Origin of the sequence: Streptomyces roseirectus (assembly GCF_014489635.1) — a bacterium.
Lineage (GTDB): Bacteria > Actinomycetota > Actinomycetes > Streptomycetales > Streptomycetaceae > Streptomyces > Streptomyces roseirectus.
Map to the genome: position 1 here is coordinate 1,844,981 of NZ_CP060828.1, position 22,883 is coordinate 1,867,863.

A 22,883-nucleotide genomic window follows, 5' to 3' on the forward strand; every position below is an offset into this window, starting at 1 on the left:
TCAGTAGACGTCCCTCATGTACCGCTTCTCGGCGGCGAGTTGCTTCACGTACGCCGCCGCCTCCGCCTCGGTCATGCCGCCGTGGACCATGGCGATGTCGCGCAGTGCGCGGTCGACGTCCTTGGCCATGCGGGAGGCGTCACCGCAGACGTAGAAGCGGGCGCCCTCGCGCAGCCAGGACCAGAGTTGGGGGCCGTGTTCGCGCATGCGGTCCTGGACGTAGACCTTGGCGCGCTGGTCGCGGGAGAACGCGGTGTCGAGGCGGGTGAGGGTGCCGTCGGCGAGGAGCGCGGAGAGTTCGTCCTCGTAGTAGAAGTCGGTGGCCCGGCGCTGCTCGCCGAAGAAGAGCCAGTTGGGGGCGCGGTGGCCGAGGGCGCGGCGTTCGTGGAGGAAGCCGAGGAAGGGGGCGACGCCGGTGCCGGGGCCGATCATCACGGCGGGGACGCCGGTCTCGGCGGGCGGGCGGAAGTGCGGGGAGCGCTGGACGTGCAGCGGGACGACGGTCCCGGGTTCGGCGTCGGCGAGGAACGGGGAGCAGACGCCCTGCCGGGGCCGTCCCTCGCGGTTCTCGTAGCGGACGACGGAGACGGTGAGGGAGACGAGGTGGGGGTCGGTGAGCGGGCTGGACGATATGGAGTACAGGCGCGGACGCAGCCGGCCCATGACGTCGGCCCATTCCTGCGCGTCCGCCTCGATGCCGAACTCGGCGGCCACGTCGACGGCTTGGCGGCCCCAGGACCACTTGGCGAGTTCGTCCTTGTTGTCGGGGCGCAGCAGCTTGCGCAACTCGCGCGGGTCGCGGGTGCGTTCGGCGGCGAAGCGGAGCAGGGAGGAGGTGACGCGGGTGATGTCGAGGTAGCGGGACAGGGCCTCGTCGAAGGGGACCTGGTCGCCCTCGACGCTGACCGGGGTGTCCGCGTCCAGTCCGGTGACGGTCAGCCACTCCTTGACCAGGGTCGGGGAGTTGAGGGGGCGTACGCCGAGCGCGTCGCCGGCCTCGTAGACGAGCGGGACCTCGCTGTCGCGGGTGTCGAACGTGAAGCGGCGCACCTCCTTGCCCGAACCGGCGCCGCTGAGCAGGACGTTGCCGACGAGGCGGCCGGTCGCGCCGGCGGGGCGGGGCGCCCGGCGCGGGGCAACCGCCTTGGGCGGTATGGGTGTTGCTGGAGCGGCGGTGGTGGTGAGGGCGCCGAGGACCTGGTCCAGCCACTCCTCGGCCCGCGTCTCGTAGTCCGGTTCGCAGTCGATGCGCGGCGCGAGGCGGACGGCGCCCAGCTCGTCCATGCGGTCGTCGAGCCGGCGTCCGTGGCCGCAGAAGTCGTCGTAGGACGAGTCGCCGAAGGCGAGCACCGCGTACCGGCGGCCTTCGAGGCGGCCCGCGTCGGGTGCGGTGAGGCCCGCCCAGAAGCCGGCGCCGTTGTCGGGGGCGTCGCCGTCGCCGAAGGTGCTGGTGATGAGGAGGAGGTCGGCGTCGGTGGGGAGGGCGGCGGGGTCGGCCTGGTCCATCTCGACGAGGGACGCGGTGTGGCCGCCCTGGGTGAGGCGGGCGGCGGTGGCGCTGGCGAACTCCTCCGCGTTGCCGGTCTGCGAGGCCCACAGGATGACAACCTGACGTGTGGCGGCGGGAGTCGGGGCCGTCGTCCGCGAATACAGGCCCGCCAGCGTGCCGTTGACCCACAAGGCGTGCTCGGGGCTGAAGGGCGCGTCCGGGGGGAGGACGGGGACGCCGGGGCCGCCCGCGGGGATCGCGGCGAGGAAGCCGAGCAGGTACTGCCGTTCGCGTTCGCTGAGGACGGGGGGCGGGGTGTTCTCCAGGCCGAAGAGGGCGGCGGAGGAGGTGGGCGGGGCGGTGGGGGAGGTGAAGACTGCGGACGGGACGAGGGCAGCCTTCGTGCCCTGTTCGGCGCCGTCCGGCATGCGTACGCTCACCGCCGTCGCCGTCTTCGTCAACGACACCGCGCACACCTTGAGTTCGGGCTGGAACGACAGCGGGTCGACGGCGTCGCTGCTGACCGCGTTGACGCTCAGGTACTCCCCGAAGAGGTCGTTCCAGTGGAACGGCGCGAAGCAACTCCCTTGCTGCACACGGTCGGTGACGACGGCGGGCAGGACGGCGCGGCCTCGCCGGGAGGCGACCTCCACCGAGTCGCCGTCCACCAGGCCGAGTTCGGCCGCGTCCTCGGGGTGGATCTCCACGAACGGGCCGGGGTTCAGCTTGTTGAGCTTGGCGACGCGCCCCGTCTTGGTGAGCGTGTGCCACTGGTGCTGGAGGCGCCCGGTGTTGAGGACGAACGGGTAGTCGTCGTCGGGCAGCTCGGCGGGCGGCAGGTGCGGGCGGGCGTGGAAGACGGCCCGCCCGGAGGGGGTCGCGAAGTTCAGGGTGCCGTCGGGGCGGACGTAGCGGATCGGGTTGCGGTCGGGTCCGGCGGGCGCGGCCGGCCACTGCACGGGCGTCTCGCGCAGCCGCTCGTAGGTCACCCCGCGCAGGTCGTAGCCGGTGGCGGGGTTGTAGGCGCCCTTGATCTCCTCGAAGATCTCCTCCGCGCCCGCGTAACTGAATCCGCTCGCGTAGCCCATCGCGCAGGCGATGTCGGCGATGAGCCGCCAGTCGGCGACGGCCTCGCCGGGCGCGTCGACGGCGGGCCGGGCCAGCGTGAGGGTGCGCTCGCTGTTGATGAGGACGCCCTCGGTCTCCGTCCACAGCGCGCCGGGCAGGATGACATCCGCGTACGCGGCCGTCTCGGTCTCCGCGAACACGTCCTGGACGACGACGAGTTCGGCGGCCTCCAGGCCCTCGATGACGGTCCTGCGGTTGCCGACGGAGGCTACGGGGTTGGTGCAGATGATCCAGGCCGCCTTGATCTCGCCGTCGGCCATCTTGCGGAACATCTCGACGGTGCCCTTGCCGACGCCGTCGGCGCGGATGGTGCCGGGCTCCAGTCCCCACAGTTCCTCGGTGAACCGCCGGTCGGCGTCGGCGAGTACGGACCGCTGGCCGGGCAACCCCGGTCCCATGTAGCCCATTTCGCGGCCGCCCATCGCGTTGGGCTGGCCGGTGAGGGAGAACGGGCCGCTGCCGGGGCGGCAGATGGCGCCGGTCGCGAGGTGGAGGTTGACGAGGGCGTTGGTGTTCCAGGTGCCGTGCGTGGACTGGTTGAGGCCCATCGTCCAGCAGCTGGTCCACTCCCCCGCCTCGCCGATGAGGCGCGCGGCCTCGCGCAGGTCGGCCTCGGGTATGCCGGTGAGTTCGGCGACGGTGTGCGGCGGGTAGTCGGCGAGGAAGGCGGGCATCGCCTCCCAGCCCTCGGTGTTCTTGGCGATGAACTCGGGGTCGGTGTGGCCGTTCTCGACCAGCAGGTGCAGCAGTCCGTTCAGCAGCGCGAGGTCGGTGCCCGGCTTGACCTGGAGGAACAGGTCGGCCTTGGCGGCGGTGGCGGTGCGGCGCGGGTCGACGACGATGAGTTTCGCGCCGGACGACTTGATCCGGTCCATCATCCGCAGGAACAGGATGGGGTGGCAGTCGGCCATGTTGGAGCCGATGACGAGGAAGACGTCCGCCTTGTCGAAGTCGTCGTAGGAGCCGGGCGGGCCGTCGGCGCCGAGGGACAGCTTGTAGCCGGTGCCCGCGCTGGCCATGCACAGCCGGGAGTTCGACTCGATCTGGTTGGACCGCAGGTAGCCCTTGACCAGCTTGTTCGCGAGGTACTGGGCCTCCAGGCTCATCTGTCCTGAGACGTAGAGGGCGACCGCGTCGGGCCCGTGCTCGTCGACGATCGCGCGCAGCCGGCGGGCCGTCTCGGCGACGGCGTCCCGGACGGGCGTCGGGTGGGGTTCCTCGCCCCGGTCCGTGCGGACGAGGGCGGTGGTGAGGCGGCCCGGCGCGGTGAGCATGTCGGCCGTGGTGGCGCCCTTGGTGCAGAGCCGGCCGAGGTTCGCGGGGTGCTCCTTGTCGCCGGACGCCTTCAGGACCGTCCGCCGTCCGTCGGGTCCGAGGCCGATGTCGAGGACCATGCCGCAGCCGACACCGCAGTACGAGCAGACCGTGCGCACCTTCGTCGCGCTGTCGGTCCGCGGGTCCGGCACGGCGGCCACGGGCGCCCCCTTCTGTCTGACGGTCGGCCTGGTTAGAGCCTCAGTGACGGTACGAAGTGCTGATTACGCCGGTGTCTCCCTCGCAGGTCACCGGGGGTTAACCCCGCCGCACAGATGCGGCGGGCGGGGTGTGAGCGCCGCCGGTCTCCAGCCCGGCGAGATCGCTCCGGCCCTGGTAGAGGGTGCGTCCGTCGCGGACGACGGTCAGGGTCAGCGGCGCGGTCAGGTGGTGCGCGGAGGCGGTCAGGGCGTGCGGTTCGGCCAGCGGCACGGGCACCGGGCTCGCCCCGCCGCCGGGCGCCTCGGCGGTGATCCGCACGGTCGTCCGGGGCCCCGCCGCCGTCACCCGCCACCGCCCGCCTGCGATCTCCGTCCGGACCCGGGCGAGCGGCGGGACGAGACGCAGGACGCGGGCGCCGACGCGGACGACGACGCTGGTCAGACGGGTGTCGAGGGGCCCGGCGGACAGGGGGCCGCCGGCCAGGGCGACGCAGACGTCGGGCCGGTCGAAGCCGTGCGCCTGCGCCCACCACCAGGTGTCCGGGAAGGCCGGGCCCCAGTTCTTCTCCGCGTAACAGCGGGCGCCGTCGAGCGCCGTCGGCGGGCCGCCGAGGGTGGCCTTGCCGGTGACGTCGGCGTCGAAGAGGTACGGGTGCCAGTACTGCGACAGTCCGGGCAGGAGGGAGCCGGCGCCGAGGCCGTGCAGCGGGCGGCCCGTCCACAGGGCGGGGCGCTCCAGCCGGACGGACAGACGGGCGTCGTCACCGAGGTCGACGTCCAGGCGGTCGCCGTCGACGGTGAGGGCGTCGCCGACGGTCAGGGCGAGGCGGTCGGGGTCGGACCAGGTGGCGTCGGTGGTGGTGGCGCGCAGGAAGCCGCCGGGTTCGGATGCGAGGAAGGCAAGGCCCCAGCGGTTTCCGGCATGCCGGACGAGGGCGCAGCCGGCGATCACCACCCGGTTCCCGGGTGTGGTGAAGCGCCAGAAGAAACCCTCGGTGGCGACGCCGTGCGCGGGGCGCGGATCGCCGAAGGGGAGATCGGCGCCGGTGGCCCGCCAGGCGTGGCGGAGCGCGGGGATCATGGGAGTCTCCTCATGGCACGGTACGGACGTCGCACGGCACGAAAATCGAGTATCACCGGTTTCCACCGGTTTCCCCGGCTCACCTCGGCAGGGCCAGGGCCGCCGCGAAGGCCGCGAGCACGGCCGGCGGATGCCAGGTGGCCCGGTTGAAGACGGCCATCGCCGCAGCGGCGGACGGCTCCCGCAGCAGCCGCACGCCGGGCCCGAGGAGCAGGAACACCGTCGCCAGGGCCGTGATTGTGACTCCGGACACACCGTATGAGTCCGTCAGGTACAGGGCGAGGGCGACGGCCGAGACGCCGGCGACGAGCAGGGCGACGGCGGCGCAGCGGACGGCCGCGGCGGGGCCGAGGACGACCGGGACCGTGCGGATGCCGAGGCGGGTGTCCTCGCCGGCGTCCACGAAGTCGTTCGGGATGTTCCGGCCGCCGATCTCCCAGGCCGCGAGCCACAGGCACAGCAGCCCGAGGGCGGGCCAGGGCACCGGGCCCGGCACCGCGAGGGCGCCCGCGCACGCGCCGACGGCGACGACGACGCCGGACAGCAGGCACTTCAGCGCGCTGACCGTGGCCAGCTTGCAGTACGCCACCTCCAGCGCGACGGCGACGACGAGGACCACGAAGGACACCGGCGACAGCCACGCGGTGACCGCCGTGCCCAGCGCCCCGAGCCCGACGACCCACATCACGGCGACGCGGTACGGGAGTTCACCGCGCGCCAGCGGGTGACGCACGCCGACGGTGTCGATGTCGAACCCGCTGAAGTCGCGTTCCTCGTGCGCGAACCGGGCGCGGTCGAGGCGGTGGTCGAGGACGTCGTTGGCGGCGAACGTCGCCAGGAACACGGCGAGCATCGCGCAGGCCAGCAGCAGGAAGCGGGCCGGGTCCGGGTCGTCGTCCACCACCAGGGCGGCGACGAGGGGCTGGGCGGTGCTGAGGGTCGCCTGGGCGGCGCGGGAGAGGCCGCAGAGCGCTTTGACGTACCGGAGCAGGCGATTGGGCCTGGACGGGCGTTCGGGCGCACCTCCGCCGGTGCTCGGCTCTGACCGTTTTTGTTCTGTCTGTTTCTGAAGTACCTCACTCACGGTGTGAAAACGGACTCCGCACCGGCGTAGTCACGGGCGAAAGCGGTCGCGTACGGTCCCGTCCTCGCCAGCGCGCGGATGCGTTCGCGGCGCAGTCTGAGGGCGAACCGGCGTTCCTCGGGGCCGCCGGGCGGCAGGTGGAGCAGGTCGAGGAGCCGGTCCGAGAAGTCCTGCGCCCACCAGGCCCCGGCGCCGCGCCGCGCCTCGTACCCGGCGAGGAGGCTGTCGTCGCCGGTGCGGACGCGGTGGATCAGGCCCGCCGCGAGGTCGGCGGCGTCGGCGACGGCGAGGTTGAGGCCCTTGGCGCCGGACGGCGTCAGGACGTGCGCGGCGTCGCCCGCGAGGAACACGCCGCCCGCGCGCAGTCCCCGGCGGACCCGGCCCCGCATCCGCAGCATGCCCCGCTCCCGCAGCCGGACGGGCCTCGGGTCGCCGGCGCCGGGGGCGAGCCGCAGGTCGAGGGCGGCGAGCACGCGGTCCTCGGGCCAGTCGGCGGGGTCGGCGCCGGCCGGGACCTGGAGGTAGAGGCGGGCGACGTTCCCCGTGCGCGGCATCATCCCGGCGAACCCGGCCTCGTGGACGGCGTACAGCACGCCCGCGACGGGGCCGGTCATGTCGGCGAGGACGGTCAGCCAGTCGTAGGGGTAACGGCGGCCCGTCACCAGGGAGTCGGGGACGCTCGCCGCGACGACGCCCTGCGCGCCGTCGCAGCCGGCCACGAAGTCGGCCCGGACGGCGCCCTGTCGGAGGCGCAGTGTCGTGCCGTCCAACTCCTGTACGGGGGCGTCGAAATGGACCGGGCAGCCGATCTCGTCCAGCTTCTCGACGAGGTCGCGCAGCAGCAGGTGCTGCGGGTACACCCAGTGCCGGAACCCGCCGGAGAGGGTGCCGTAGTCGACGCGGACGCGTTCGCCGAGGCAGGCGAACACGCACCAGCCGTGCCGTTCGCCCTCCTTCAGCAGCCGGTCGGCGAGGCCGTGCGCGGCCAGGAACTCGACGACGCGGTGCTCCAACAGGCCCGCGCGGGGCCGCTGTTCGACGTCCGCGCGGCTGCGCCGCTCCCACACCTCGACGTCGATGCCGGCGCGGTGCAGGAGCGCCGCGAGGACGAGTCCGGCGGGGCCCGCGCCGACGACCGCGACGCGTTCGCCGCTCATCGCGCGTCCGCCGGGACGACCGCCGGGTTGAACAGTTCGAAGACCGCCGCGAAGGGGCGTTCGCCGTGCCACAGGAGGTACGCCTTGTACGCGGCCGGTTGTCCGCACGGCCCCCAGGGGCGCCGGCCCGCGTCGAGCAGCGAACGCCGGTAGGCGGTGCCCGCCGCCTGGAGCATGGGGCCCAGCGGGGCGGAGGTGTCTTCGAGGCAGTGCCGGGCCGCCGGGCACAGGTCCGGGCGGGCGACGACCGCGTTCCGCGAGAGGTCGGCGCCGTCGGCCCCGCCGAGGACGGAGTGCCGGACGATGGCCTCGGCGCCGTCCGTGCCCAGCAACTTGCCTGCGCCCCAGGGGGTTTCGGCGGCGGGCACGCGGTGCTGCGCCGCCCGCAGGACCGTGACGTCGGCGCCGGTCCAGGCCCGCAGGAGGGTGGTCGTCAGGCCGTCGCCGCTCAGCAGGAGGCGGGTGGCGGGGTGGGTGAAGCGGCGGATGCGGGCGGTGACCTCCTCAAGGGGTCTCGCCACGAAGCGGGGGCTGTCCTCCTCCCGCTGCTCGGCGCTCAACTCATCGGTCCAGATAGGTGATTGCACCGGCACGCTTTCTCGGACGAAAGGACAGCAACCCGCCGAAAGGTAGCAGCAGAACGTTTCTGCCCTTCCGGGAAGAAACGTTCCGGCCGCCCGGAGTCACACCATGGGGTGAACCCGCGCGGCCTCCTAGAGCGCCGCGTACCCCGTGAACGCCGCGTACGCCGCCTCGTCGAACAGCACGAACCGCACCTCCTCGACCCGGGTCGGCGTCCGGCGCACGGTCCGGATCGCGATCCGCGCCGCGTCGTCGAGGGGCCAGCCGTAGATGCCGGCGGAGACGGCGGGGAACGCGACGGTGCGGGCGCCGAGTTCGTCGGCGAGTTCGAGCGACGCGCGGTAGCAGGAGGCGAGTTGGTCGGAGCGGTCGTCGGTGGCGCTGTGGACCGGGCCGACGGTGTGGATGACCCAACGGGCGTTGAGGTTCCCGGCTGTTGTGGCCACCGCCTGGCCGGTCGGGAGGCCCTTGCCGTAGTGCGAGGCGCGCAGCTTCCGGCAGTCCTCCAGGATCGCGGGGCCGCCCCGGCGGTGGATGGCGCCGTCGACGCCACCGCCGCCGAGCAGCGAGGAGTTCGCCGCGTTGACGATGGCGTCGACGGACTGGTCGGTGATGTCGCCCTGGACGAAGGTAAGGGTGGTCATGGGGCGTTTCTAGCAACCGGCGCGGTTCTCCGGGGAGTCATTTCGGCTGGCTCTGCTGGCGGGCCAACTCCAGCAGGACGTCCTTGATCTCTGTCGCCGCGTACGCCTCGCGGGTCAACGTCGGCTCTGAGCACAGGAGCACGGGGGTGTGGGCGGGGTTGTCGGGGAGGCGGCCGTGGCTGCCTCGGATGCCGGAGGGGTCGAGGGGGACCGTGCGGATGCGGTAGCGGAAGCCGAGTTTCTTGCGGAGCACCGAGCCGACGGCGCGGAGCCGGACGGCCGGGACCGTCGGGTCGTACAGCAACTCGGCCGGGTCGTAACCGGGTTTGCGGTGGATCTCGACCTGGCGGGCGAAGTCGGGGGCGCGTTCGTCGTCGAGCCAGTAGTAGTAGGTGAACCAGGCGTCGGGGTCGGCGACGGCGACGAGTTCGCCGGAGCGTTCGTGGTCGAGGCCGCGCTCCTTCTTGCCCGCCGCGTCCAACACCTCGTCCACGCCGTCGAGTTCGGCGACGACCTCGGCGACCCGGTCGGTGTCGGCGGGGTCGCGGACGTAGACGTGGGCGATCTGGTGGTCGGCGACGGCGAAGGCGCGGGAGGTCCAGGGGTCCAGGTACTCCATGCCGTCCTGGGTGTGGACGTCGAGGAGCCCGGCGGAGCGCAGCGCGCGGTTGATGTCGACGGGGCGGTGCGCGGGCGCGATGCCGTACTCGCTGAGGGCGACGACCGTCGCGCCCGCCCGCTCGAAGTGGTCGATCAACGGGCCGAGCGCGGCGTCGAGCCGGCGCGCCTCGGCGGCCGTCCGCGGGGAGTCGGGGCCGGTGCGCTGGGGCTCGTAGTCGAGGTGGGGGACGTAGACGAGGGTGAGGTCGGGCTGCTTCTCGTCGAAGATCTGCCGGGCGGCGCCCAGGATCCACTGCGTGGAGGGCAGCCCCGCGTTCGGGCCCCAGTAGGTGAACAGGGGGAACGGGCCCAGGCGTTCGGTGAGTTCGTCGTGCAGCTCGGGCGGCCAGGTGTAGCAGTCGGGTTCCTTGGCGCCGTCGGAGTAGTAGATGGGGCGCGGGGTGACCGTCCAGTCGACGTCGGCGCCCATCGCGTACCACCAGCAGACGTTGGCGACCGTGAAGCCGGGGTGCTCCCTGCGCGCCGTCTCCCAGATCTTCTCGCCGCCGACGAGCGCGTTGTGCTGGCGCCACAGCAGGACGTCGCCGAGGTCGCGGAAGTACCAGCCGTTGGCCACCGCGCCGTGTCCGGAGGGGAGTTCACCGGTGAGGAAGGTGGACTGGACGGTGCAGGTGACGGCGGGCAGGACGGTGTCGAGGCGGGCCCGCGAGCCGCGTTCGCCGAGGGCGGTGAGCGAGGGCATGTGGCGCAGGAGGTTGGGGGTGAGCCCGACGATGTCGAGGACGACGAGACGCTTGTTCATGGGCGTTCCTCTGAGGGGTCGGGGTGGGTGTTCTTGGCGTCTTTCAGGGCGGGGCGGGTGTCCTTCGGGGCGGGGCCGGTGTCTTTCAGGGCGGGGCCGTCGAGGCCGAGCCCGGTCAACCGGCCGTGGGCCCACGCGAGTTCGGCCGCGATGCCGCCGGGGAGGTCGGTGGGCGGGGTCGGCAGGACGGACCACGTGTACGTCTCGACCTCGACGTGGTCGCACAGCGCCTCCTGACCCGCGTACAACTCGGCGAGCACGGCGGCGAGTTGGCCGGAGGTGGTGCGCAGCGGCGGTTCGGGGTCGGCGTGCAGCGGGGCGTGGAAGTGGACGCGCCAGGGGCCGGTGTCCGTCGGGAGGGCGCCGTCGAGGGCGTCGGGCAGGTCGTCGGCGTCGAGGACCCGGCCCGCGCGGACGGTCCGGGTCTGGTGCAGGAACCGGGGTTCGGCGAGCCGGCGCAGGGCGGCGCGGGCGGCCGGGTCGGCGGGGTCGGTGGCCTCGATCGCGCTGGACGCCTGGAGTTTGACGACCGGCAGCCCGGCGGCGCGGAGGCGGGCGAGCGCGGCGGCCGGATCCTCGAACTGCACGGCGAGGTGGCAGGCGTCGAGGCAGACGCCGAGCCGGTCGGGGTCGAGTCCGCCGAGCCGTTCGACGGCCTGCGCGGTCGTCTCGACGACACAGCCGGGCTCGGGTTCGAAGCCGACACGGATCCGTCGCCCGGTGTCCGCCTCGATCCCGGCGAGCCCGCCGGCCAGCCGGTCCAGGGCCCGGCGCGCGGCGTCGGCGCGGTCGGCGGGCCAGGGTTCGCGCCAGGCCAGCGGGACCGTGGAGACGCTGCCCCGCCGGGCGTCGTCCGGCAGCAACTCGGCGAGCACACGGGCGCATTCGAGGGTGTGGGTCAGGCGTGCCTCGTCGGCCCAGTCGGGCAGGTAGACGTCCCGCTTGACGACCTCGCGGTGGAAACCGGCGTACGGGAAGGCGTTCAGGGTGACCGTCTCCAGCCCCCTGGCGGCGAGTTCCCCCTTGAGGCGCTTCAACTGCGCTGGTTCCCGGACGAGTTCCACGACGACGTCCCGCGCGAGCCACAGTCCGATGCCGAGCCGGTCCACGCCGAGGCGTTCGCGCACCGGCTCGGCGTACGTGGCGAGTTGGGCGACGACGCCGTCCAGGTCCTCCGCCTGGTGGACGTTGCTGCAGTAGCCGACGTGGACTGTCGAACCGTCAGGGTGCGTGAACCGCACGGGGGTTCACTCCCCGCCGCGTTTGATGGAGTTGCCGGCGAACAGGGCCGTGTCGTCCGGCTTGAGGTCCGCCAGGTCCAGGCGTCCGCTCTGGCCGTAGAAGGCGACCGGGTTGCGCCACATCACCTTGTCGACGGTGTCCTCGTCGAAGCCGTCGGCGAGCATCGCGTCGGCGGTCTTGCGTGTCTTCAAGGGGTCCGAACTGCCCCAGTCCGCCGCCGAGTTCACCAGGACGCGGTCGGTGCCGTGGCCTTTCAGGATCTCGACCATGCGGTCTTCGCTCATCTTGGTCCTCGGGTAGATCGAGAACCCGGCCCAGCAGCCGCTGTCCAGCACCATGCCGACGGTCAGCTCGTTCAGGTGGTCCAGGACGACGAGTTCGGGGGCGATGCCGGACTCGCGGACGACGTCCAGGGTGCGGCGGGTGCCGGCCGCCTTGTCGCGGTGCGGGGTGTGCACGAGCGCGGGCAGGCCGTGGTCCACGGCGAGTTGGAGCTGACGGGCCAGTGCCTCGTCCTCCGCCGGTGTCATCGAGTCGTACCCGATCTCGCCGACCGCCACGACGCCGTCCTTGGCGAGGTACCGGTCCAGTTCGTCCAACACCGGTAAGCAGCGCGGGTCGTTGGCCTCCTTGGGGTTGAGCGCGATCGTGCAGAAGTGCCGGATCCCGAACTGCGCCGCCCGGTAGGGCTCCCAGCCCAGCAGCGCGTCGAAGTAGTCGTGGAAGCTCTGCGGCGAGGTGCGCGGCTGGCCGAGCCAGAACGCCGGTTCCACCAGCGCGCGGACCCCTGCCGCGTACATCGCCTCGTAGTCGTCGGTCGTGCGGGACGTCATGTGGATGTGCGGGTCGAAGATGCGCATGGTCAGGACCTCCTTCGGGGGGCGGTGGTGCCGAGGGGGAGCGCGGGGGCCGGGCCGTCCGCGTCCGTCTCCGCCAGGGCCGCGAGGGCGCGGGACGCCGCTTCCGGGCGGGTGCCGGCGAGGTCGCGGGCGCGGGCGGCGAGGGACTTGGCCAGGGCCGTGTGCGCGCGGACCAGGGGCCAGACGTCGGCCGGTACCGTGCGGCCCGCCGCGATGCGTTCGTGCGCGAAGTCGGCCAGCATCCGGGCGAGTTCACGGTCCGCACGGGCGTCGAGGCCGTACAGGCGCTCCAGCGGGATGTCGTTGAACACGCACTTGAGGACGGCCTGCCGGTACTCGGCGTCCGGCAGCCGCGCCGCCGCGTACGCGCCCAGCGCCGCCTCGATCACGCTGTTGTCGTTGCCGCGCAGGGCCTCGCGGACGAGGTCCAGCGCGAGGTCACCGAGCCGGTCGGCGGAGGCGGACGCGAAGAGGGTGCGGCGGACGCCGGGGACACCGGGGGGTGGGGTGCGGCGGGGGGTGGGGATGGCCGGGGCGAGGGAGCCTGCCGGGATGCCGGTGGTGTCCAAGTCACCTGCTGCGTAGGGCTGTTCGGCGTCCGGGGGCCACTGCGCGCACTCCGTGTTGACCTCCTCCAGCAGGGGCAACGCCCGTAGTACGGCGCGTTGTTCGGCGGGGTCGCCGTGGCGGTAGAGGTCGGCGACCGCGTCCGCGAGGGCCGCTCCGCGCAGGGGGAGGGCGGTGAGGAGGGCGGCGCGGGCGGCGTCGTCGGTGTGCCAGTGGTCGGTGAGCCGGTCGTGGCCGCACTGGCGGCGCGCGGCGGGGAACAGGGCGCGGATGGCGGCGGGGTCGGCCGCGATCCGGGTGGTGGCGTCGTCGAGCCAGGCGCGCGCCCGGTCGGGGAGCGGTGCGCCGGCGAGCGCGGGCCGGGGGTCCGGTGGCGCCTGCGGGATCGGATGAGCGGTAGCCATGCCTGCGAACTCTCCTGGGGGATGGGAGGAGAACCGGGGGAAAACGAGGGGCTGTTACGCCGCCGCGCGCAGGAAGTCGAGGGAACGGCGGGCGAGTTCGGGCGCGTTCAGGGCGCCGCCCTGGATCTCGACGGAGACGAGCCCGGTGTGTCCGAGGTCGCGCAGCGCGGCCAGCACCGGGGGGAAGTCGATCTCGCCGGTGCCGAGTTCGAGGTGTTCGTGGATCCCGCGCCGCGCGTCCTCGACCTGGACGTTCAGCAGCCGGGGCGCCGCCAGCCGGATACAGTCCAGGACGCTCGCCTCCTCGACGCAGTGCGCGTGCCCGACGTCGAGGGTGATGCCGAACCGCTCGTGTCCGCCGGTGAGTTCGGCGAGGCGCAGACAGCGTTCGACGGTGTTGACGAACATGTACGGCTCGGGTTCGAAGGCGAGCGAGACGCCGTAGAACTCGGCGGTCTCCAGCACCCGTCCGACGCCGTCCGCGAGCCGCTTGAACGCGTCCACCTCCGGGACGCCGTCCGGCGCGGGCCCGCTGCACAACTGCACGCTGGGTGAGCCGAGTTCACCGGCGATGCGGACGGCCCGCCGCAGCAGGTCGACGCGCTGGTCGACGCCGTCGCCCATGAGGGTCGGCTGATGCTTGCCGTAGGCGTCGAGGAGGTAGGGCGCGCCGGTCTCGACGGTGACGCTCAGCCCGCGCCGCTCCAACTGGCGCCGTACGCCCTCGACTCGGCGGGGCAGGTCGTCGGCGTAGGGGTCGAGGTGGACGTGGTCGAGGGTGAGGGCCACTCCGTCGTAGCCGAGGTCGGCCAGGACACCTAACACCTGGTCGAGCCGGTGGTGCGTGAAACCGTTGGTGCCGTAGCCGAACTTGAGGGGGGAGGCCATGCGGGGGTTCCTCACGTCAGGTGGGGGACACGCGCCGGGCCAGTCGGCGCGCGAAGGGGTGCAGGGCGGCGAGGGCCGCTGCCGCTGCCGGGGCGCCCGCGCGGGCGGTGAGCGCCGCCTGGAGCGGCACCAGGGCGGTGATCCCGGCCCCGACCGCTCCGCGCACGTTCGCGCCCGAGGGCGCGCGGACGGCCCTCAACTGCGCGGCCCCGTAGGACCCGAGGTAGGCGAGCGCGGATCCGCCGACGACGAGGGCCGTGGCGGCGGTGCGCCGGTCCCGGGTCCGGCGGTCGAGGAGGGCGGTGAGGCGGGGGCCGACTGCCGTGCGGGGGGCCGTGGTTGGGTGGGTGCCGGGGCGGATCGCCTTTCCGGCGAGGCGAGTTGCCGTCGCGGCGGAGTGGAGCAGGGCGGCGAGGGCGGGCCGTGCCGCTTCACCGGCTGCCGCGCCGGCGGCCTCGGCCGTCCCGCTCGCCCCCGTCCCGCTCGTCCGGGGCGTCGTCCCCGTCCCCCCGTTCAGGCCCCGTGCCACCGGTCCCGCCGCCGTCGCCACCGCGGCGGCGGCCGAGGCCGCGAAGGTGCGGGCCGGGACGCTCGCGGGGGCGCCGGAGATCTCGTGGCGGCTGAGGGCGGTGAGCGTGTAGGTGTGGGCGCCGATGAGCGCGGCCGGGACGGCGCCCCGGCGCAGGGCGCTCGCCGCCGCGCCGCGCGGGGCGACGGCGAGGGCGCCGGTGAGGACGTCCGCCGCGCGGGCGCCCGCCATCACGGCGGGGCCCGCCGGGGTGGACTTGAGGCCGAGGTCATAGGCCCAGACGAGGCCGGCCAGCGGAAGCGCTCCCAGCAGCCCCCGGCGCCCGCCCGTGGCCGCCGCGATGCCGAGGCTCGCGGCGGTCAGCCCGGTCGCGACGGCGAGCGCCGTGCGCCGGGGCACGCGCCCCGAGGGGATGGGCCGGTCGGGGCGCTCCACGGCGTCGACCGCGGCGTCGGCGTAGTCGTTGAGCGCCATGCCCGCCCAGTACATGCACACGGACGACGCCGTCGCGCCGAGCACCCGTGGCCGCCAGGGAGTTCGGGCCGCCGCCGCTCCGGCGAGCACATCGCCCGGCACGCTCAGGGCCGCAGGCGCCCTGACGAGGCGTACGAAATCGGAAACGCGCCGGTCAGAGGCTTGTTCGGAGCGGAATAAGGATTTCCGATCATCCATACCCGCACCTTACTCACACAATTTTCACTTTCAAAGGTCTCCGGCGAAACCCCATCTCACCCTTGTTCCCGCAATCTTCGCCATACGGCCTTCGCGGCGTTGTGTCCGGACATGCCATGTACCCCCGGACCAGGGGGAGTCGCGGAGGAACAGATGAAGATCGCCGGGTGCGGGGTGGTGTACGGCGACAGCGAGAGCTTGGGCCGCAGCATCACCTGGAGCCCGGAGAACGCGCCGGTGCCGATGTCGCCGCCGACGTAGTTGGCGTTGCGGACGGCGAGTTGGGGCGGTCCGAAGGTGGCGCGAGCGAGGACCCTGTCCCTGAACCCCGGGGCGAACCGCTCCAGTTGGCGTTCGATCGCGTCCGTGAGGTCGCCGGTCCAGCCGCTCGGTACGTGCCCGTACGCCCAGAAGACCTGCTTGCCCTCGGGGGCCCGGGTGGGGTCGACGATGCTCGGCTGGACGGTGATCATGAACGGGCGGTCGGGGGCGCGGTTCTCCCGCGACGCGGCCCTCAGCGCGGCGCCGATCTCCGCGCTGTCCGCGCCGATCTGCACGGTCGTCGCGGACCGGGGCTCGCTCGCCCGCCACGGCACCGGGCCGTCGAGCGCGTAGTCGACCTTGAACACGCCCGCGCCGTACCGGTAGTTGTCGTAGTAGCCGCCGAAGCCGGCGATGCGCGCGAGGGCGGTCGGCGAGGTGTCGAAGACGTACGCGCGGGCCGGCGGGAGGTCGTCGAGGCGCTTGACCTCGTAGTCGGTGTGGATCTCGCCGCCGAGGTCCTTCAGGTACGCGGCCAGCGCGTCGGAGATGCCCTGGGAGCCGCCCCGGACGACCGGCCACCCGCGCGCGTGCGCGGCGAGCGCGAAGATCAGGCCGACGGCGCCGGTGGCGAGGCCGGAGAGCGGGGCCATCACGTGGGCGACCAGGCCCGCGAAGACCGTCTTCGCGCGCTCGTCCCGGAAACGGCGGGTCAGCCACGTCGACGGGGGCAGGCCGGTGAGTCCGAAGCGGGCCAGTGTGAGCGGGTCGCGGGGCAGCGCGGTCAGCGGCAGCGACATGAAGTCGCGCACCAAGGTGTCCCAGTGGGGCAGGTACGGCTCGACCAGCCGCCGGTACGCGCCCGCGTCACGCGGGCCGAACGACGCGGCCGTCTCCGCGACCGAGCGGGCCAGGACCGCTGCCGTGCCGTCCGGGAACGGGTGCGCCATGGGCAGCTCCGAGTGCAGCCATTCCAGTCCGTACCGTTCAAGAGGCATCGCGCGGAACGCCGGTGAGTTGATCCCCAGAGGATGCGCCGCCGAGCACGGATCGTGCAAAAACCCCGGCAGCGTCAACTCCTCGGTCCGCGCTCCCCCGCCGACCGTCCCCTTCGCCTCGAACAACGCGACCGAGAAACCCCTCCGCGCCAACTCCACAGCGGCAGTCAGTCCGTTCGGCCCCGCCCCCACCACCACCGCATCGAACACCGCCGCCACTCCGAACCCCTCCATCAGCCGACCGGCCATTCGAGCCCAGGATATGCCGGGGGTCTGACAGGGGGGTGGGGGCGGGTGTCAGGGGGCGGGGCAGGGGCAGGGGGAGGCGGACGGGGCGCCGGGGACCGCCCGGGGCGGTGGGGACCAGGGAGCGGGGACGGGTGCCGGGGAACCGTGAGACAGGGGCAAGGTGAGCGAGTTCAGCGTGGCGTCACGCACCGGGACGACGAGGACAGGGCCGACGGCCACCCTAACCCACGCCTCCGGCGAACCAGACGGGGCAGCGAGGCGGCGAGGGGGACGCTCGGGGCGGTGAGGGCTGAGGGCGGAGGTGAGTGCCGGGGCAGCGAGGCGGGGGCAAAGTGGGCGAGTTCGGCGCGGCACCACGCGCCGAGGCGACGAGGAAGGGGCGGCCTCTCTGTCCCACGCCTCCGGCAAACCGGACGGGGTGACGAGGCGCCCAGGGTGACTGCTCGGGGCCGTGAGGGCCAGGAGCGGAGGTGGGTGCCGAGGAGCAGCGAGGCGGGGGCAAAGCGGGCGAGTTCAGCACGGCGTCACGCGCCGGAGCGACAAGGACAGGGGCTGACGCCCTCCCCAGCCCACGCCTCCGGCGAACCGGACGGGATGGCGAGGCGCCGGGGTGACCGCTCGGAGCAGCGGGGGTGTGCCGGGGCGCGGAGGCAGGTGCCGGAGCGGCTGCCGGCGGCGGTGCACGCCCCGGAGCAGCCGCACAGCGCTGGTCACGCGAGTTCGGTCGGCGGCCCACGCCACCGCGCCCGCCCGCGCCCCTCGCGCACCGCACCGCACCGCACCGCACCGCACCGCACCGCACCGCACCGCACCGCACCGCACCGCACCAGCCTCAGTCGACTCCCGCCGGTCGACCACCACACTCGCCAGCCCCGTCGGACGCCCCTCCACCCGCGCCCGGCTCTGCACCACACCAGCCCCGGCCGACCGGCTCCCGCCCGCGCCCCTGCCGCGCGCCACCGCACCTCGCCAGCTCCGTCGGCCGCCTCCCCGCCCGCGCCCCGGCTCTGCACCACACCAGCCCCGGCCGACTGGCCCCCGCCCGTCAAATACCGCGCCACGTCAGTCCCGTCGGACGCCCCTGCACCCCGCGCTCCTGCCACGCACCACACCAACCCCGGCCGGCCGGCTCGGCGCCCGGCAACCACCGCGCTCCGCCGGCCCCGTCGGCCGCTCCCCCTACGCCGCCCCGCCCCCGCCCGCCAGCAACCCCGAGACCCTGCGTGCCGTCTCCGTGTCCCGTGCGGTCGTGAACGGCAGGGCGTTCTCGCCGGTGATGCGGAAGGGCTCGCCGGTGACGGTGAGGTGGGTGCCGCCGGCTTCCTGGACGAGGAGGAGGCCGGCGGCGTGGTCCCAGGCGGCCTCCCAGGAGAAGGCCGTGGCGTCGGAGTGGCCGCGGGCGACGGCGAGGTATTCGAGGCCGGCGGCGCCGCACGCACGCGGGGCGACTCCGTCGGTCCACAGGCGCCGCAGGACGTCCTTCTGGTCGTCGGTGGTGTAGTCGGGGTGCGAGCAGGCGACGCGGAGGTCGGCGCCGGGCTCGGGGCTGCCCGCGTGGAGGCGTTCGCCGTCCAGGAAGGCGCCGCCGCCGCGCACGGCCGTGGCGAGCCGGCCGAGCGCCGGCGCGTACGTCCAGGACGCGAGGAGGACACCGCGACGCGCGAGCGCGACCAGCGTGCAGAAGCCGTCCTCGCCGCGCACGAACGGGCGCGTGCCGTCGACCGGGTCGACGATCCAGACGGGGGCGTCACCGCGTATCGCGTCGTACACCGACGGGTCCGCGTGGACCGCCTCCTCGCCGACGACCACGGAGCCCGGCAGAAGCTTGCCGAGCCGTTCGGTGAGGAACTTCTCGGCGAGCCGGTCCGCGTCGGTCACCAGGTCGTGCGGTCCCGCCTTCTCGTCGACGTCGTGCGCCTCCAGCTGCCGGAAGCGGGGCATGATCTCGGTCGCGGCGGCCTCCCGGACCGCCTCCTCCACATCGGCCGCACGCCGGGCGAGAAACTCCTCGATGGTTTCCATGTCTTCGATCATGTCTCCATGAGAGCACGCCCCACTGACAACCGGCTCCCGCCCGGTGCACCCCGGGTGGAATCGGGATGAAACCCGGGTTCCGGGCGGTGCTCAGCGTCCGACCGCGTACCCCTGCATCCCGCGCGGGTTCGCCGCCGCCGACAGCACCCCGGTCCCGGGATCGCGCGCGACGGCGCACAGCCGCCCCTCCGACCAGGGCCCGCCCACGGTCACGTCGTGTCCGCGCCGCCGCAGCCCTTCGACGACGTCACCCGGCATCCGGGACTCCACGGTGACGCTGCCGGGCTTCGTCGCGCGCGGGTAGAACGAGCTGGGGAAGGAGTCGTTGTGCCAGTTCGGCGCGTCGATGGCGCCCTGGAGGTCGAGTCCGCCACGCGTGTGCGCGCGCAGGGCGACGGCGAGGAAGAAGTGCACCTGCCACTGGTCCTGCTGGTCGCCGCCGGGCGTGCCGAACGCCAGCACGGGGACGCCGTCGCGCAGGGCGATCGACGGCGACAGGGTCGTGCGGGGGCGCCGGCCGGGCGTCAGGGTGTCGGCGAGCCCTTCCTCCAGGCGCGTCATCTGGAGCCGTGTGCCGAGGGGGAAGCCGAGTTCGGGGACGACCGGGTTGGACTGGAGCCAGCCGCCGCTGGGGGTGGCCGCGACCATGTTGCCCCAGCGGTCGACGATGTCCAGGTGGCAGGTGTCGCCCCGGGTGGTCCCGTCGGTGGCGACGGTGGGTTCGCCGACGCCCATGCCGCTGACGTCCCCGGCGGCACCGGCCGCGTCGGCGTCCCCGCGTGCGTGCCCGCCGATACGCGGCTCCCGCCCGCCCGGCGCGCCGGGCCGCAGCTCGTACGACGCCTTGTCGCCGATCAGTGCGCGCCGCCCGGCGTTGTAGGCGTCCGACAGGAGTTCGGCGAGCGGCACGTCCCCGGTGTCGCCGTACCAGGCTTCCCGGTCGGCCATGGCGAGCTTGCAGCCCTCGATCAGGAGGTGGACGTAGTCGGCGCCGCCGTGGGGCGGCAGTTCCGGCGGGAGCAGGGCGAGTTGCTGGAGGAAGGCGGGGCCCTGGCTCCAGGGGCCCGGTTTGCAGACGGTCCAGCCGTTCCAGTCGTACGACGCGGGCGTCTCGTAGCTCGCGGACCAGCCCGCGAGGTCGGCGGCCGTGAGGGTGCCGGTGCGGCGCTCGCCGGTGGTGTCGAGGGTGGGGCGGGCGGCCTGGCGCGCCAGGGCCTCGGCGATGAAGCCCCGGCGCCACACGTCGCGCGCGGCGTCGATCTGCGCCTGCCGGTCGGCCGTGCCGGACACCTCGTCCAGGAGGCGGCGCCAGGTGGCGGCGAGGGCGGGGTTGCGCAGGAGCGTGCCGGGGCGGGGCGGGCGCCCGTCCGGGAGGTAGATCTCCGCCGAGGACGTCCACTCGGTCTCGAAGAGGCGGCGTACCGTCTCGACGGTCGTGCCGACGTTCTCCACGGGCGCGTGCCCGTGCTCGGCGTATCCGACGGCGTACTTCAGGACGTCGGCCAGGCGCTTGGTCCCGTGGTCGCGCAGGAGCAGCATCCAAGCGTCGAAGGCGCCCGGTACGGCGGCGGCCAGCGGTCCGGTGCCGGGCACGAGGTCCAGGCCGAGGTCCCGGTAGTGCGCGGCGCTCGCCGCGGCCGGGGCGACGCCCTGCCCGCACAGGAGCCGCACGTCCGCGCCCGCGGGCGCGAGGAGGATCGGCACCTCGCCCGCGGGCCCGTTCAGATGGGGTTCGACGACGTGCAGCACGAACGCGCCCGCGACGGCCGCGTCGTACGCGTTCCCGCCGTCCTCCAGGACGGCCATCGCCGACTGCGAGGCCAGCCAGTGTGTCGACGACACCATGCCGAAGGTCCCCTGGAGCGTCGGCCGTGTCGTGAACATCTCGTACCTCGCAGTCCGGGTCTCACGGGAGTTCTCGCGGTCATGGTAGATCGTTGCTACGACCATCGGACCGGCCGCGAACCTCCCCGCGGGCGCGCGCTAGCGGTTGGTCACCGGCATGCCGGTGCCCCGCCCGCGCGTCGCCGCCCGGTACCCGGCGCCGATCACCGCGGCCTGCACGAGCGCCCCGACGACGATCCCGACCAGCGGCAGCGGGCCCGGCAGCATCAGGAACAGCCAGGAGGTGGGCGCGGTGACCAGGAACAGCCACACGCCCACGAGACTCGCGTCCGGGTGGTCGACGAACAGCGCGTCCACGGCGACCCAGCCGGCGACGGCGAGCACCAGCGCGAGGTACGCCAGCGCGGCCGGGTTGACCAGGTTCTGCCGGGCCTTGACGACAAGCTGTGAGCCGTTCATGACGATCCTCCGAGATCTGCCGTGTCCTTCCTCCACCATCCCGGACCCGGTGCCCGCCGCCCTGAGTACGCGTACTCAAAACCGCCTCGCTCCTCGCCCCACCCGCGCCCGGCGTCACGTCCCGTCGCGGGCGCCGAGTCTGGTCATCGCGCGGCTGATGCGGGTCTTCGCGGTGAGGTGGTCGAGGCCGGGGGCGGTGGCGTGGTCGGGGGGCCGGGAGACGAACTCGCCGATGAGGGTGCGGGGCACGGCGGGGGCCGGGAGGGCGCCCCGCGCGCGATGACGTCGATCGCCTGGAGGAGGTCGGCCGGTTCGGCGTCCTTCAGCGGGAACCCGCTCGCCCCGGCGCGCAGCGCCTCGAAGACGTACTTTCGACCAGTGCGACGTCCGGCCGCTCGGCCCGGATCAGTTCCAGCGCCCGTTCCCCGTCGCCCGCCTCCCCGACGACCTCGACGCCGTCCTCGGCGTCCAGCAGGGCCCGGAAACCGGCCCGCATGAGGGCCTGGTCGTCGACGAGGGCGACGCGGATCACGGCGCCGCCCCCGGACCACCACAACGCCCCGGGTGCCACTCCCCCGGCTCCCGCGAGAACGCCCTCTCCATCTCAGGCCCCCTCCCCCAGCGGCAGTTCCGCCCGGACCGAGAAGCCGCCCTCCGCGCGGGGGGCCGCGTGCAGGGTGCCGCACAGGGCCGTGACGCGTTCGCGCATGCCGGTCAGGCCGGTGCCGGGACGAGGGGGGCGGGACGGGTGGGCGAGGCCGTCGTCGTCGACGCGGATCACCAGCGCGCGTTCGCCGTAGTCGAGGCGGACCTGGACGGTGGCCCGGCCGGCGTGGCGGGCGGCGTTGGTGAGGGCTTCCTGGACGATGCGGTAGGCGGCGCGTTCGACGGGGACGGCGAGGGCGCGTTCGACGCCGGTGACGGTGAGGCGGGCGGCGAGACCGGCGGCGCGGGCGCGTTCGACGAGGAGCGCGGGCGTGCCGTGGGGCTCGTCGGTGCGCAGGACGTGCAGCGTGGCGCGCAGTTCGCGCATGGCCTCTCCACTGGCCTCCTGGATGGCGGCGAGGACGGGCGGGACCTCCTCGCCGCGTTTGCGGGCGAGGTGTACGGCGACGCCCGCCTGGAGCTTGACGACGGAGATGCTGTGGGTCAGCGAGTCGTGCAACTCGCGCGCGATGCGCAGCCGTTCCTCCCCCGCCCGGCGCAACGCGGCCTCCTCGCGGGTGCGTTCGGCGTCGATGGCGCGTTGTTCGGTCTGGCGCAGGTACGCCTGCCAGTTGCGGTCGGCGAGCCCGCTCACGGCCGCGCACAGCACCCACCCGGCGAGCAGCGCGGCCGTGCCGGGCCGGTGGACGGCGTACCCGGCGAGGAACACCGCGCCCGCCCCGAGCGCGAGCGCGCGGTGTCCCACGCGCGCGGCGGTGTGCACGGCGCCCACGACCGGCAGCGCCGCCCAGGGCCCGGGGTCGGCGCGCAGGACGTACGCCGTGCCCCCGATCGTGGCGAGGGCCAGCACCGCGCGCGGGGCGCCGCGGTGGGCGGCGAGGGCGAGGGCGCCGGCGAGGATCAGGGGGAGGTCGACGGCCCGTGTGGACGTGTCGAGGGCCGCGCACGTCACCACGAGGGCGCCGGCCACGGCCGCGAGCGCCGCGTCGGCGAGCCGTGTCCGCGTGATCACTCGCCCGTCCATGTCCGCACCCTAGACCCCGGCACCGACAACGGCGTCCGCCCTGTGGACGGCTCCGGGACTACTCCCGCCGCAGTAGCCGGCGGCGGGACGACTCCGGTGGGTGTGCGTCACAACCGCTACGC

Annotated in this window: 17 protein-coding genes and 1 pseudogene; all 18 read right to left on the reverse strand. The window is 74.0% G+C overall.

The genetic code is table 11. The features are described 5' to 3' along the window. The 18 genes and pseudogenes from IAG44_RS07510 to IAG44_RS07595 all read right to left on the reverse strand — a co-directional run bounded on the left by IAG44_RS07510 (position 1) and on the right by IAG44_RS07595 (position 22,761). Positions 1–4,011 (reverse strand): bifunctional nitrate reductase/sulfite reductase flavoprotein subunit alpha, encoded by a 4,011-nt coding sequence (locus tag IAG44_RS07510; RefSeq protein WP_246563939.1) that lies wholly within the window; start codon positions 4,009–4,011, stop codon positions 1–3. Between the two features lie 178 nt (positions 4,012–4,189). After that, positions 4,190–5,173 carry a tocopherol cyclase family protein gene (locus IAG44_RS07515; protein ID WP_187746339.1) on the reverse strand — a complete coding sequence of 328 codons (984 nt, stop codon included), beginning with the start codon at positions 5,171–5,173 and terminating at the stop codon, positions 4,190–4,192. A 79-nt stretch (positions 5,174–5,252) separates the two neighbouring features. After that, entirely contained in the window at positions 5,253–6,257 is a 1,005-nt protein-coding gene (locus tag IAG44_RS07520) for a UbiA family prenyltransferase (protein WP_246561565.1), read from the reverse strand. Next, positions 6,254–7,414: an FAD-dependent monooxygenase gene (locus IAG44_RS07525; RefSeq protein ID WP_187746340.1), complete on the reverse strand. Its 1,161-nt coding sequence runs from the start codon at positions 7,412–7,414 to the stop codon at positions 6,254–6,256. The genes IAG44_RS07520 and IAG44_RS07525 overlap by 4 nt, the downstream gene beginning before the upstream one ends. Beyond that, positions 7,411–8,001, reverse strand: coding sequence for a hypothetical protein (locus IAG44_RS07530; protein ID WP_187746341.1), 591 nt, complete (start codon positions 7,999–8,001; stop codon positions 7,411–7,413). The genes IAG44_RS07525 and IAG44_RS07530 overlap by 4 nt, the downstream gene beginning before the upstream one ends. A 126-nt stretch (positions 8,002–8,127) precedes the next feature. Then, the gene (locus IAG44_RS07535) at positions 8,128–8,640 is read right to left on the reverse strand and encodes an O-acetyl-ADP-ribose deacetylase (RefSeq protein WP_187746342.1); all 513 of its coding nucleotides are present in this window, start codon (positions 8,638–8,640) and stop codon (positions 8,128–8,130) included. Positions 8,641–8,677: 37 nt separating this feature from the next. Next, entirely contained in the window at positions 8,678–10,063 is a 1,386-nt protein-coding gene (locus IAG44_RS07540) for an alkaline phosphatase family protein (protein ID WP_187746343.1), read from the reverse strand. Continuing rightward, entirely contained in the window at positions 10,060–11,304 is a 1,245-nt protein-coding gene (gene eboE / locus IAG44_RS07545) for a metabolite traffic protein EboE (RefSeq protein WP_187746344.1), read from the reverse strand. Before eboE ends, IAG44_RS07540 begins: the two co-directional genes overlap by 4 nt. A 6-nt stretch (positions 11,305–11,310) precedes the next feature. Further along, a complete protein-coding gene (locus IAG44_RS07550; RefSeq protein WP_187746345.1) occupies positions 11,311–12,165 on the reverse strand; it encodes a TatD family hydrolase in 855 nt (284 codons plus the stop codon). Between the two features lie 2 nt (positions 12,166–12,167). After that, positions 12,168–13,136, reverse strand: a complete 969-nt coding sequence (locus tag IAG44_RS43370; RefSeq protein ID WP_246561566.1) for an EboA domain-containing protein — start codon at positions 13,134–13,136, stop codon at positions 12,168–12,170. 54 nt (positions 13,137–13,190) lie between these two features. Continuing rightward, positions 13,191–14,024 (reverse strand): sugar phosphate isomerase/epimerase family protein, encoded by an 834-nt coding sequence (locus tag IAG44_RS07560; RefSeq protein ID WP_187746346.1) that lies wholly within the window; start codon positions 14,022–14,024, stop codon positions 13,191–13,193. A 16-nt stretch (positions 14,025–14,040) separates the two neighbouring features. Beyond that, positions 14,041–15,129, reverse strand: coding sequence for a UbiA family prenyltransferase (locus IAG44_RS07565; RefSeq protein WP_246561567.1), 1,089 nt, complete (start codon positions 15,127–15,129; stop codon positions 14,041–14,043). A gap of 152 nt (positions 15,130–15,281) precedes the next feature. Further along, complete coding sequence (locus tag IAG44_RS07570; RefSeq protein WP_187746348.1) at positions 15,282–16,733, reverse strand: phytoene desaturase family protein; 1,452 nt, start codon at positions 16,731–16,733, stop codon at positions 15,282–15,284. Between the two features lie 1,179 nt (positions 16,734–17,912). Beyond that, positions 17,913–18,767 carry an inositol monophosphatase family protein gene (locus IAG44_RS07575; protein ID WP_187746349.1) on the reverse strand — a complete coding sequence of 285 codons (855 nt, stop codon included), beginning with the start codon at positions 18,765–18,767 and terminating at the stop codon, positions 17,913–17,915. Positions 18,768–18,857: 90 nt separating this feature from the next. Next, positions 18,858–20,651 (reverse strand): gamma-glutamyltransferase family protein, encoded by a 1,794-nt coding sequence (locus IAG44_RS07580; protein ID WP_187746350.1) that lies wholly within the window; start codon positions 20,649–20,651, stop codon positions 18,858–18,860. Between the two features lie 99 nt (positions 20,652–20,750). Further along, positions 20,751–21,071, reverse strand: a complete 321-nt coding sequence (locus IAG44_RS07585) for an SCO4225 family membrane protein (protein ID WP_187746351.1) — start codon at positions 21,069–21,071, stop codon at positions 20,751–20,753. Between the two features lie 114 nt (positions 21,072–21,185). Further along, positions 21,186–21,603, reverse strand: a pseudogene (locus IAG44_RS07590) (response regulator). Positions 21,604–21,675: 72 nt separating this feature from the next. Further along, positions 21,676–22,761: a sensor histidine kinase gene (locus tag IAG44_RS07595; protein ID WP_187746352.1), complete on the reverse strand. Its 1,086-nt coding sequence runs from the start codon at positions 22,759–22,761 to the stop codon at positions 21,676–21,678. Positions 22,762–22,883: the final 122 nt, after the last annotated feature.

Excerpts from the sequence above, each read along its gene's own strand:
- IAG44_RS07510 (WP_246563939.1), bottom strand. The coding sequence starts at position 4,011 with ATGGTCCTCGACATCGGCCTCGGACCCGACGGACGGCGGACGGTCCTG.
- IAG44_RS07515 (WP_187746339.1), bottom strand. The coding sequence starts at position 5,173 with ATGATCCCCGCGCTCCGCCACGCCTGGCGGGCCACCGGCGCCGATCTC.
- IAG44_RS07525 (WP_187746340.1), bottom strand. The coding sequence starts at position 7,414 with ATGAGCGGCGAACGCGTCGCGGTCGTCGGCGCGGGCCCCGCCGGACTC.
- IAG44_RS07535 (WP_187746342.1), bottom strand. The coding sequence starts at position 8,640 with ATGACCACCCTTACCTTCGTCCAGGGCGACATCACCGACCAGTCCGTC.
- IAG44_RS07540 (WP_187746343.1), bottom strand. The coding sequence starts at position 10,063 with ATGAACAAGCGTCTCGTCGTCCTCGACATCGTCGGGCTCACCCCCAAC.
- IAG44_RS07550 (WP_187746345.1), bottom strand. The coding sequence starts at position 12,165 with ATGCGCATCTTCGACCCGCACATCCACATGACGTCCCGCACGACCGAC.
- IAG44_RS43370 (WP_246561566.1), bottom strand. The coding sequence starts at position 13,136 with ATGGCTACCGCTCATCCGATCCCGCAGGCGCCACCGGACCCCCGGCCC.
- IAG44_RS07560 (WP_187746346.1), bottom strand. The coding sequence starts at position 14,024 with ATGGCCTCCCCCCTCAAGTTCGGCTACGGCACCAACGGTTTCACGCAC.
- IAG44_RS07570 (WP_187746348.1), bottom strand. The coding sequence starts at position 16,733 with ATGGCCGGTCGGCTGATGGAGGGGTTCGGAGTGGCGGCGGTGTTCGAT.
- IAG44_RS07575 (WP_187746349.1), bottom strand. The coding sequence starts at position 18,767 with ATGATCGAAGACATGGAAACCATCGAGGAGTTTCTCGCCCGGCGTGCG.
- IAG44_RS07580 (WP_187746350.1), bottom strand. The coding sequence starts at position 20,651 with ATGTTCACGACACGGCCGACGCTCCAGGGGACCTTCGGCATGGTGTCG.
- IAG44_RS07585 (WP_187746351.1), bottom strand. The coding sequence starts at position 21,071 with ATGAACGGCTCACAGCTTGTCGTCAAGGCCCGGCAGAACCTGGTCAAC.
- IAG44_RS07595 (WP_187746352.1), bottom strand. The coding sequence starts at position 22,761 with ATGGACGGGCGAGTGATCACGCGGACACGGCTCGCCGACGCGGCGCTC.